At 72.3% G+C, this 11198-nt stretch carries 10 protein-coding genes; 2 read left to right on the top strand and 8 right to left on the bottom strand.

The features are described from left to right. Positions 1-148 precede the first annotated feature (148 nt). The 7 genes from AC07FV_RS22815 to pgsA all read right to left on the bottom strand — a co-directional run bounded on the left by AC07FV_RS22815 (position 149) and on the right by pgsA (position 6188). Complete coding sequence (locus AC07FV_RS22815; protein ID WP_383645957.1) at positions 149-901, bottom strand: YebC/PmpR family DNA-binding transcriptional regulator; 753 nt, start codon at positions 899-901, stop codon at positions 149-151. Between the two features lie 48 nt (positions 902-949). Next, entirely contained in the window at positions 950-1558 is a 609-nt protein-coding gene (gene pdxT / locus AC07FV_RS22810) for a pyridoxal 5'-phosphate synthase glutaminase subunit PdxT (protein WP_479089153.1), read from the bottom strand. 13 nt (positions 1559-1571) lie between these two features. Continuing rightward, positions 1572-2483 (bottom strand): pyridoxal 5'-phosphate synthase lyase subunit PdxS, encoded by a 912-nt coding sequence (gene pdxS / locus AC07FV_RS22805; protein ID WP_053128068.1) that lies wholly within the window; start codon positions 2481-2483, stop codon positions 1572-1574. A gap of 134 nt (positions 2484-2617) precedes the next feature. After that, a complete protein-coding gene (locus AC07FV_RS22800) occupies positions 2618-3160 on the bottom strand; it encodes a LemA family protein (RefSeq protein WP_479089152.1) in 543 nt (180 codons plus the stop codon). 270 nt (positions 3161-3430) lie between these two features. Continuing rightward, positions 3431-4594 carry a glycosyltransferase family 4 protein gene (locus AC07FV_RS22795; RefSeq protein WP_479089151.1) on the bottom strand — a complete coding sequence of 388 codons (1164 nt, stop codon included), beginning with the start codon at positions 4592-4594 and terminating at the stop codon, positions 3431-3433. Further along, positions 4591-5523, bottom strand: a complete 933-nt coding sequence (locus AC07FV_RS22790) for a phosphatidylinositol mannoside acyltransferase (protein ID WP_479089150.1) — start codon at positions 5521-5523, stop codon at positions 4591-4593. The genes AC07FV_RS22795 and AC07FV_RS22790 overlap by 4 nt, the downstream gene beginning before the upstream one ends. Then, positions 5520-6188, bottom strand: coding sequence for a phosphatidylinositol phosphate synthase (gene pgsA, locus AC07FV_RS22785; protein ID WP_383645967.1), 669 nt, complete (start codon positions 6186-6188; stop codon positions 5520-5522). Before pgsA ends, AC07FV_RS22790 begins: the two co-directional genes overlap by 4 nt. A 284-nt stretch (positions 6189-6472) precedes the next feature. Here pgsA and AC07FV_RS22780 point away from each other — a divergent pair, with 284 nt between their 5' ends. Together AC07FV_RS22780 and AC07FV_RS22775 are read left to right on the top strand one after the other, a co-directional pair. After that, the gene (locus AC07FV_RS22780; RefSeq protein WP_479089149.1) at positions 6473-8671 is read left to right on the top strand and encodes an elongation factor G-like protein EF-G2; all 2199 of its coding nucleotides are present in this window, start codon (positions 6473-6475) and stop codon (positions 8669-8671) included. Between the two features lie 217 nt (positions 8672-8888). Continuing rightward, positions 8889-10550: a hypothetical protein gene (locus AC07FV_RS22775; RefSeq protein WP_479089148.1), complete on the top strand. Its 1662-nt coding sequence runs from the start codon at positions 8889-8891 to the stop codon at positions 10548-10550. A gap of 24 nt (positions 10551-10574) precedes the next feature. Here the strand turns inward: AC07FV_RS22775 and AC07FV_RS22770 are convergent, their stop codons facing one another. Then, complete coding sequence (locus tag AC07FV_RS22770; RefSeq protein ID WP_479089147.1) at positions 10575-11126, bottom strand: HIT family protein; 552 nt, start codon at positions 11124-11126, stop codon at positions 10575-10577. Positions 11127-11198 lie beyond the last annotated feature (72 nt).

Here is an 11198-nt window from a genome sequence, read left to right as displayed (position 1 = left end):
GGTGCAACACTTAGCCCACCCCCAGGAAGACTCCTTTCCTTTCTGTGGTAGTTTTTTTTGGGGGGGGTGGTGGGGCACCCACCAGGGGGGGGGGGGGGGGGGGGGCCCCCCCCCCCCCCCCCCCGCGGCCGTCGTGTGCGCCGCGGCGCTACGCGTCGACCTTCTCCATGACCTCGTCGCTCACGTCGAAGTTGGCGAAGACGTTCTGCACGTCGTCGCTGTCCTCCAGGGCGTCGATGAGGCGGAAGATCTTCCGGGCGCCCTCCTCGTCCAGCTCGACCTGCATGGTCGGGACGAAGTTGGCGTCGGCGGACTCGTAGTCGATGCCGGCGTCCTGGAGGGCGGTGCGCACGGCGACCAGGTCGGTGGCCTCGCTGAGGACCTCGAAGGTCTCGCCGAGGTCGTTGACCTCCTCGGCGCCCGCGTCCAGGACGGCGCCGAGGACGTCGTCCTCGCTCAGCTCGCCCTTGGGGACGATGACGACGCCCTTGCGGTTGAACAGGTACGACACCGAGCCGGGGTCGGCCATGGAGCCGCCGTTGCGGGTCATGGCGACGCGGACGTCGGAGGCGGCGCGGTTGCGGTTGTCGGTGAGGCACTCGATGAGCACCGCGACGCCGTTGGGGCCGTAGCCCTCGTACATGATCGTCTCGTAGTCGGCACCGCCGGCCTCGAGGCCGCCGCCCCGCTTGACCGCGGAGTCGATGTTCTTGTTCGGGACCGACTGCTTCTTCGCCTTCTGGATGGCGTCGTAGAGCGTCGGGTTGCCCTCGATGTCGACGCCGCCCATGCGCGCCGCGACCTCGATGTTCTTGATCAGCTTCGCGAAGAGCTTGCCGCGCTTGGCGTCGATCACGGCCTTCTTGTGCTTCGTCGTAGCCCATTTAGAGTGGCCGGACATCTGCCTGTCTCCTTCGCGTAACCCATCTCTGCAACGAACGCAGGAATCCTACAAGGACCGAGCCGCGCGGTTCGCGCGCACCATGTCGGCGAAGAGCCGGTGCACCCGGTGGTCGCCGGTCAGTTCCGGGTGGAACGACGTGGCGAGCGCGTTGCCCTGGCGGACCGCGACGATGTGGCCGTCGTGCTCGGCGAGCACCTCGACGGAGGCGCTCACGGACTCCACCCAGGGAGCGCGGATGAAGACGCCCTCCACGGGGTCGCCCGCCACGCCCTCGAGGGCGACGGCCGCCTCGAAGGACTCGTTCTGCCGTCCGAAGGCGTTGCGGCGCACGATCATGTCGATGCCGCCGACCGTCTCCTGCCCGGAACGCGGGTCGAGGATCTTGTCGGCCAGCAGGATCATGCCGGCGCAGGTGCCGTAGACGGGCAGGCCGTCGCGCACGCGCGCGCGCAAGGGATCCATCACTCCGAAGAGGACGGCCAGCTTGGAGATGGTGGTGGACTCGCCGCCGGGCAGGACCAGGCCGTCCACCTCGGCGAGTTCTTCGGGGCGCCTCACCGGCCTGGCCACGGCGTCGGCCGCGGCCAGGGCCACGAGGTGCTCCCGTACGTCGCCCTGGAGGGCCAGGACGCCGATGACGGGGGTGTCACTCATCGGATCGGGTGCCTTACCAGCCGCGGTTGGCGTAGCGCTCGGTCTCGGGGAGGGTGTCGCAGTTGATGCCGACCATGGCCTCGCCCAGGTTGCGGGACGCGTCCGCGATGATCTTCGGGTCGTCGTAGAAGGTGGTCGCCTTCACGATGGCGGCGGCGCGCTTGGCCGGGTCGCCGGACTTGAAGATGCCGGAGCCGACGAAGACGCCCTCGGCGCCGAGCTGGCGCATCAGCGCGGCGTCGGCCGGGGTGGCGACGCCACCGGCGGAGAAGAGGACGACCGGGAGCTTGCCCAGCTCGGCGACCTCGCGGACCAGCTCGTAGGGGGCGCGCAGCTCCTTGGCGGCGGCGTACAGCTCGTTGTTGTCGTAGCCGCGCAGGCGGGCGATCTCGTTCTTGATCTGGCGCAGGTGGCGGACGGCCTCGACGACGTTGCCGGTGCCGGCCTCGCCCTTGGAGCGGATCATCGCGGCGCCCTCGGCGATGCGGCGGAGGGCCTCCCCGAGGTTGGTGGCGCCGCAGACGAAGGGGGTGGTGAAGGCGAACTTGTCGCTGTGGTTGACCTCGTCGGCCGGGGTGAGGACCTCGGACTCGTCGATGTAGTCCACGCCGAGGGACTGCAGGACCTGGGCCTCGACGAAGTGGCCGATGCGGGACTTGGCCATCACGGGGATGGAGACCGCGCCGATGATGCCCTCGATCATGTCCGGGTCGGACATACGGGCCACGCCGCCGTCCTTGCGGATGTCGGCCGGGACGCGCTCCAGGGCCATGACGGCGACGGCGCCCGCGTCCTCGGCGATCTTCGCCTGCTCCGGCGTGACGACGTCCATGATCACGCCGCCCTTGAGCTGCTCGGCCATGCCGCGCTTCACGCGGGCGGTGCCGGTCTCGGGGGCCTGGTTCTCGGAGAGCGTGCTGGACACGGGGTACCTCGCTGCGGGGAAGGGGACTTGTGCAGCTCTGAGGAAACGCGACGCGACCAGGCCACAGCAAGGGCCAATGAGGAGGCGGTGGATCGTTTTCGGCGCGGGGCCGGCGGTTGCCGTCGGGCGGTTCGTCAGGCGGCCCGCTCCACCAGGGCCGCCGGCGACTCGTCGTCCATCTCGAAGGCCAGCGGGAAGGGCGCGTGCCCGGCCAGGCGGAACCAGCGCACCTTGCGGTGCTCGCGGAGCCTGCGGGCGGCGCCCACCGCGTCGTTGTGGAAGCGCCGGGCCATCGGGACGCGCCGCACGGCCTCGGCCAGTTCGTGGGCGGCCTCCACGCCACCGGGGGCCTCCCGCAGCGCGTCCACCTGCTGGGGCTCGGCGAAGACCGCCCGCAGGGCCTGGCTCAGCTCGCTCTCGGCCACCTCCCGCTGCTCCTCCTCGGCCTGCCGCGCGGCGTGTGCGGCCTCGTACAGCACGATGGAGGCGGCCGGGTCGAGGACGCCGGAGGTGGCCAGTTCCTGGGCCACGGACGCCCTGCGCAGCAGCTGTGCGTCGAGTGCGGCGCGGGCGGCGTCGATCCTGGCGTGCAGCCGGTCCAGCCGCCCTGCCGTCCAGCTCAGGTACAGGCCGATCGCGACGAGGACGACCAGGATCCAGATCAGGGTTGCGGTCACGGGCCGCAAGCCTACGGGGGCGCTCCGCGGGGAGGGCGCAGTGCCCTGGGGGCGGCGCCACGCCGGGGCGGCCCCGCGCGTGGTCCGCCGGCCGCACGTCCCGTCTCCCCCGGGACGCCGACGGGCCGTCACGGCCCGGTCGGGACGGGCTGCCCGGTCGGGACGGCCTACCCGGCCCGGTCGGGACGGCCTACCCGGCCCGGTCGGGACGGCCTACCCGGCCCGGTCGGGACAGCCTGCCCGGTCCGGTCGGGACGGCCTGCCCGGCCCTCAGTCCCTCGCCAGTCCGAAGCGCGCCCTGAGCCCCGTCGCCCGGTCGTCCGTGGCCACCGCCGCCGCGCCCGCGGTGACCGTCTCGTAGACGGACAGGATGTCGGCGCCGACGGTCGACCAGTCGAAGCGCCGTACGTGCGCGCTCCCCCGCTCCCGCAGCTCGGCCCGGCGCCGCGGGTCGGCCAGCAGCCGCACGGCCGCGTCGGCGAGCGCGTCGGCGTTCTCGTTGGGGAACAGCTCTCCGGCCGCTCCCTGGTCGAGGACCTGGGCGAAGGCGTCCAGGTCGGAGGCGAGCACGGGCGCGCCCGCCGACATGGCCTCGACCAGGATGATCCCGAAGCTCTCGCCGCCGGTGTTGGGCGCCACGTACAGGTCGACGCTGCGCAGGAAGCGGGCCTTGTCCTCGTCGCTGACCATGCCGAGGAACTCCACGCGGGAGCGCAGCTCCTTCGGCAGGCTCTCCACGGCCTCCTCCTCGTCGCCGCGGCCCGCGACCAGCAGCCGGGTCTGCGGCCGGGCGGCGAGGATCCCCGGCAGCGCCCGCATCAGCACCGGCAGGCCCTTGCGGGGCTCGTCGATGCGCCCTATGAAGCCGATCGTGTCGCCCTGCCACTCGGGCTTGGGCTCGGCGCCGGCGAAGAAGTCGACGTCGACGCCGTTGGGGATCACGACGGCGTCCCCGCCCAGGTGCTCGACGAGGGTGCGTCGGGCGTACTCGCTCACCGCGATCCGCGCACTGATCTTCTCCAGGGCGGCCTGGAGGATCGAGTACGCGGCGATCATCGCGCGGGAGCGCGGGTTGGAGGTGTGGAAGGTGGCCACGATCGGGCCCTGCGCCGCCCAGCAGGTGAGCAGCCCCAGGGAGGGCGAGGTCGGCTCGTGGATGTGGATGACGTCGAAGGCGCCGTCGTGCAGCCAGCGCCGCACCCGGGCCGCCGACAGGAAGCCGAAGTTCAGCCGGGCCACCGAGCCGTTGTACGGCACCGGCACCGCGCGGCCGGCGGAGACGACGTACGGGGGCAGCGGGGTGTCGTCGTCGGCGGGGGCGAGGACGGAGACCTCGTGGCCGAGGCGGACGAAGTACTCGGCGAGGTCCCGGATGTGGAACTGGACGCCGCCCGGCACGTCCCAGGAGTACGGGCAGACGATGCCGATCCTCACGCGGCGCCCTGCCCCTCGGCCGCCGGGGGCGCCTTGGCGGGGTCGAGGTCCTTCAGCCACAAGCGCTGGAGCATGTGCCAGTCCTCCGGGTGGTCGGCGATCCCCGTGGCGAAGGCGTCGGCCAGCGCCTGTGTCATGACGGACGTCTTCTCCGCGCGGGTGCCCGACCCGGGCACCTCGACCGGCGGGTGGACCCGGCCCCGCATGACGGGCGAGTCGTCGTACCAGAGCGTCACCGGCAGCAGCCGCGCGCCGGTCTGCAGCGCCAGCAGAGCGGGGCCGGCCGGCATCCGGGCCGTCTCGCCGAAGAAGTCGACCTCCACGCCGGAGGCGGACAGGTCGCGGTCGGCGACCAGGCAGACCAGGCCGCCGTCGCGCAGCCGCCGGGCCAGCGTGCCGAAGGCCGTGCCGCCGCTGTGCGGGAGGACCTCCATGCCGAGGCCCTCGCGGTAGGCGACGAAGCGGTCGTAGAGGGTCTCCGGCTTGAGGCGCTCGGCGACCGTGGTGAAGGGGATGCCCAGCTTGGTGGTGACCCAGGCGCCGGCGAGGTCCCAGTTGGCCAGGTGCGGGAGGGCCAGGACCACGCCCTTGCCCGCGTCCAGGCCGTCGGTGAGGTGGTGCAGGTCCTCGGGGGCGAAACCCGCCTCGACGCGCTCGCGGCTCCAGGCCGGGAGCCGGAAGGACTCCATCCAGTAGCGCAGGTACGAGCGCATGCCGGCGCGGGAGAGTGCGGCCAGCCGTTCGGGGCTCGCGTCCGGCACCACGCGCGCGTAGTTGCTCTCCAGCCGGCGCACGCCCGTGCCGCGCTGCTTCCAGGCGACGTCCGCGACCGTGCGGCCGAGCCGTGCGGCGACCGGCTCGGGCAGCTTCTTCACGGTGCTCCAGCCGGCGCCGTACAGGCCGTCGGACAGGCGGTCCCGAGTGCTCACTTGGCCGCCTCGGTGCCCTGGTCCTCCTGCGCGGCGGCGTCCGCCTCGGCGGCCTCGCGGCGGACCGTGACGACGCGCTGGACGAGCGTGACGAGACTGCCGACGGCGACGATCCACAGGGCGACGGGAAGCAGGTACTGGATGCCGGGCACGCCGAACTTGTGCAGCCCCGCGAAGCCGGCGGCGACCAGGGAGACGACGAGCCGCTCGGCGCGCTCGACGAGTCCGTTGACGGCGACGGGCAGGCCGATCGCCTCGCCGCGCGCCTTGGTGTACGACACCACCTGGCCGCTGGCGAGGCAGAAGATCGACACGGCGCACAGCACGTTGTCGTCGCCGCCACCGGCGTACCAGAGGGCGAAGCCGCCGAAGATCGCGCCGTCGGCGACCCGGTCCAGGGTGGAGTCCAGGAAGGCGCCCCAGCGGCTGGAGCGGCCGAGCTGGCGGGCCATGTTGCCGTCGACGAGGTCGGAGAAGACGAAGAGCGTGATCACGACCGTGCCCCAGAAGAACTCACCCAGGGGGTAGAAGACCAGCGCTCCCGCGACCACACCGGCGGTGCCGATCAGCGTGACCGTGTCCGGGCTGACGCCCCGGCGGATGAGAAACGCGGCGAACGGTGTGAGGACACGCGTAAAAAATGCACGCGCGTACTTGTTCAGCATGGCCTTCCCGACGGTCGGTGTGGCCGCGGCCCCTGCTGGCCACCGGCTGGCCCATCGTAGCCACGCGCGCGCGTGGGTGACGGCCGGGCACCCTGTCCCCCTGGGTGGACGGCCGGTGGACGGACGCCGGGCGGGCCGGTGGGCGGGGGGATCGGGTCCTTCGTATGGACGGCGCGTGACGGGAGTGGAAAGCTCGAAGGACCGCGGGCGTCACCGGAGCCGCCAGCACGCGGCCCCGCATGTCCGCGCCCACAGCGACCTCACCGTGCACGGGAGGCAAGGACATGGGCGACAAGGCGCACACCCACCCCGGAGCCGCCGGAAGAGCGACGGCGGCCGACCGTCCCACGTCCGTACGGAATGTGGTGCTGGTCGGCCACTCCGGATCGGGCAAGACGACCCTGGTGGAGGCTCTCGCGCTGACGGCGGGAGCACTAAACCGGGCGGGCCGCGTGGAGGACGGCGGCTGCGTCTCGGACTACGACGAGATGGAGCACCGGCAGCACCGGTCCGTACAGCTGTCGCTGGTGCCGGTGGAATGGGACGGCATCAAGGTCAACCTCCTGGACACTCCCGGGTACGCCGACTTCGTCGGTGAGCTGAGGGCCGGTCTGCGCGCGGCGGACGCGGCCCTCTTCGTCGTCTCGGCCGCCGACGGTGTGGACGGCTCGACCCGCATGGTGTGGGAGGAGTGCGCCGCCGTCGGCATGCCGCGCGCCATCGTGATCACGCACCTGGAGGCCGCCCGCGCGGACTTCGAGGAGACGACGCGGATCTGCGCGGAGGCCTTCGGCGGGGACGACCCCGACGCCGTACTGCCGCTGTACCTGCCCCTGCACGGGCCGCGGACGCCCGACGGGCACGCACCGGTGACCGGGCTCATCGGGCTGCTGTCGCGGAAGCTGTACGACTACGCCTCCGGCGAGCGCGAGGAGTCCGAGCCGGGCGCGGAGCAGCTGCCGTCGATCGACGAGGCGCGCTCCCTGCTGATCGAGGGGATCATCTCGGAGAGCGAGGACGAGACCCTCATGGAGCGCTACCTGGGCGGCGAGCAGGTCGACGTCAGGACGCTCGTCGAGGATCTGGAGCGGGCCGTCGCCCGCGGGGTGTTCTTCCCCGTCCTGGCCGCCGCCCCCGCGGCCGAGGGCGCCCGCCAGGGACTCGGTACGGTCGAGCTGCTGGAACTGGTCACGCGGGGCTTCCCGACCCCGCTGGAGCGCGCGGCGCCCAAGGTCACCACACCCGACGGCGCGCCGCGCGAGCTGCGGAGGTGCGATCCCGGCGAGTCTCTGGTCGCGGAGGTGGTCAAGACCTCCTCCGATCCCTACGTCGGCCGGATCTCGCTGGTCCGCGTCTTCTCGGGCACCCTGCGCGCCGACCAGACGGTGCACGTCTCCGGGCACGGGCTGGCCGACCGCGGCCACGAGGACCACGACGTCGACGAGCGGATCGGCGCCCTGTCGACGCCCTTCGGCAAGCAGCAGCGGCCCGTCTCGCACGTGATCGCGGGCGACCTGGCGTGTGTGGCCAAGCTGGGCCGCGCGGAGACCGGGGACACGCTCTCGGCCAAGGACGACCCGCTGCTGATGGCCCCCTGGGAGATGCCCGACCCGCTGCTGCCGCTCGCCATCGAGGCGCACAGCAAACCCGACGAGGACAAGCTCTCCCAGGGCCTGGCGCGGCTGGTCGCCGAGGACCCGACGATGCGGCTGGAGCAGAACCAGGACACGCACCAGGTGGTCCTGTGGTGCCTGGGCGAGGCCCACGCCGACGTGGCGCTCGAACGGCTGCGCGGCCGGTACGGCGTCCAGGTCGACGTCGTCCCGCACCGGGTGTCGCTGCGGGAGACGTTCGGGAGCAGGGCGGCGGGGCGCGGCCGGCACGTCAAGCAGTCCGGCGGGCACGGGCAGTACGCCATCTGCGAACTCGAGGTGGAGCCGCTGCCGAACGGTTCGGGCATCGAGTTCGTGGACAAGGTGGTCGGCGGCGCGGTCCCCCGGCAGTTCATCCCGTCCGTCGAGAAGGGCGTGCGCGCGCAGGCCGCCAAGGGTGTCGCCGCGGGCCATCCGCTGATCGACGTGCGGGTGACGCTCCTGGACGGCAAGGCGCACTCGGTGGACTCCTCGGACGCCGCGTTCCAGACGGCGGGCGCGCTGGCGCTGCGGGAGGCGGCGGCCGACGCGAGGATCCATCTGCTGGAACCGGTCGCCGAGGTGAACGTCCTGGTCGGCGACGCCTACGTGGGCGCCGTCATGAGCGACCTGTCCGGGCGGCGCGGCAAGGTGCTCGGCACCGAGCAGACCAGCGGGGGGCGGACCGTGATCCGGGCCGAGGTACCGGAGCTGGAGATCGGCCGGTACGCCGTGGACCTGCGCTCCCTGTCGCACGGCACCGCCCGTTTCGACCGCCGGTACGCGCGGCACGAACCGATGCCGCAGCAGATCGCGGACCGTGTGCGGGAGGAGCCGCGGGCCGTGTCGTAGCGCCGCCCGGTCCGGCGCGGGACTCCCCGCGCCGGTGGCGGCGACCCGGCGTGCGACGGCGCGCGTGCGGGGCCGATCCGCGCGTCCGGAGGCGCCTTCGGGCGTCCCGTGACGCATGTCGGTGCCGGCGGATACGCTGATGACCTGATCAACAGGTGTGCGGGGCAGGGAAGTCGGGAAGGCCGCAGAACGACAGTGGTGGCGATCGGGGGCGGGAATGACCGTTGACGGCGGTTACGCGGACTTCTTCGGGCCGCAGGTGCCGCGTACGGACGGCGGGGGGCAGACGGCCACCTTCGCGCTGGCCTCGGCCGCCTACCGGGACAACCCGATGGAGGAGATCAAGAAGGCCGACAACGAGTGGCACCAGACGGCCGTCAACGCGGGCCGGTCCTGGGCCACGATCTTCCGGCCCAACCTCGGGGAGGCGTTCTCCCGCGCGGTGACCGACCGGATGCTGGGCGGCGGACGCAAGCCGCTCATCCAGTCCTTCGGGGCCGAGCCCCAGGTCGTCGTCGAGCACTGCCTGGCGGCCAACGGCATCCGCAAGGCCCGCGACGCGCGGCTGGCCACGGTGATCGTGCTGTGCGGCGTGCTGTTCCTGCCCGGCATGCTGGTGTGGCTGCTCGGCTTCCAGATCCGCACCACGGTCGCCAAGGCGGAGAACAAGCAGGCCGGGGCGCTGGGCACCGCGGTGCTCGTGGCCATCGCCGCGCTGGCCGTGCTGTTCCTCCTGAAGATGCCCTTCTCGGGCTTCTGGGCCTGGTACGCGCGCGCGGCGGTCGTCCTGCCGGTCGTCGGCTGGTTCTGGGCCAAGCGGATCTGCGAGGGCACGGCGAGGGACCTGCGGGAGCGCTGGGACGGCCTGCTGTCGGGCAGCGGTGTCGGCGCCAAGGTCCCAGAGGCGGTGCCCAGCAATCCGGGCGAGACGGCGGCCGAGCAGCTGCGGCAGTCGCTGGCCAAGCTCGGCGCCGAGCAGCAGTCCAACTCGGTCTTCTACGCCGGTCCCAAGGGCATACTCGGCATGGGCACGCGCTGGGGCAGCTGGCAGCTCGCGGAGAATCTGGTGCCGGCCGACCCGACCCGGGAGATCCACCCCTTCCGCAGCTGGGACGTCGTCCGGGCCGTCCACGACCAACTGCGCATGCTGGAGCGCGGTCCGCTGAACACCGGCGGCTTCCCCAAGCCGTCCATACGGCACTGGGTGGTGACGCCGATCGGCGAGAACGCCAAGGCGGTGTCGCGTCCGGAGGGCACGGACGTCGAGGCGTACCAGGTCAAGTCGCACGCGATACAGGACATCTGCAACAAGCAGCAGTTCGGGGCCGGTGACCGGCACTACCTGGGCGTGCAGTGGACCCTGTGGGACGGCCAGTTGGTCATCACCATGCTGATCACCGTGACCGTGCTGCACGAGACGCTGCGCATCGAGGTCACCGGGCACGCGCTGGGCCCGGTGAACCCCCTGTTCACGACCAAGCCGGAAGCGCCCTCCAAGGAGGTCTCCAAGTCGTTCAAGCCGTGGGAGACCCGCAAGGTGATGCTCCCGCTGGTCACCGCGAACGAGGTGGTACGCCTCGCGGTGCGCGCGCCGCTCACCTGGTATCCGCCGCTGCTGAACTGGCTCGGCGGTTCGATCGCACTCCCCGAGCCCTTCGGGCTGCGGCACGCGTGGGCGGACCAGCCGTGGCGGCACCGCTTCATGGCCGACGACGCGCTGCGGGCGGCCGCCCCGGTGCTGCGGGTGGTGCACTCGGCGGCGATCAAGGTGCTTCAGGAGAACGGGGTGGACACGGAGAAGTTCGGGAACCGGTCGGCGTTCCTCAGCACGGCCGTGCAGGACCCGGCGCCGGGGAAGGCGGATCTGTACAACGCGTAGGCCCCTTCCGGGGCCCACGCGCCGCTACTCCCCGGAGGGCCAGGCCTCCGCCAGCATCTTGCGGGTGTCCCCCAGCAGCTGCGGCAGCACCTTGGTGTGGCCGACGACCGGCATGAAATTCGTGTCCCCGCCCCAGCGGGGCACGACGTGCTGGTGGAGGTGGGCGGCGATGCCCGCGCCGGCCACCGAGCCCTGGTTCATGCCCAGGTTGAACCCCTGGGCCCCGGAGGCCGTGCGCAGAGCCGTCATCGCCTGCTTCGTCAGCTCGGCCAGTTCGGCGGTCTCCGCCGCGGTCAGCTCGGTGTAGTCGGCGACGTGGCGGTACGGCACGGTCATCAGGTGGCCGCCGTTGTACGGGTAGAGGTTGAGCACCGCGTAGACATGCTCGCCGCGCCGGACGATCAGGCCGTCCTCGTCCGACTTGGCCGGGATCGAGCAGAAGGGGCAGCCGTCGTCGGTGCCCGGGCCGCTCGGCTTGTTCTCGCCCTGGATGTACGCCATCCGGTGGGGCGTCCACAGGCGCTGGAACGCGTCCTGCGTCCCCACTCCGATCTGCTGCTCCGGCTCACTCGTCATGCGTGCAGCATATGGCGTCGCGCACGACGACAGGGAAAGGCCCCCGGGATCTCCCGGGGGCCTGTGCGCCCG

This window comes from Streptomyces sp. NPDC045956 (assembly GCF_056430705.1).
Note: the sequence above shows the minus strand (reverse complement) of the source record. Positions and strands in the feature narration are given on the sequence as shown.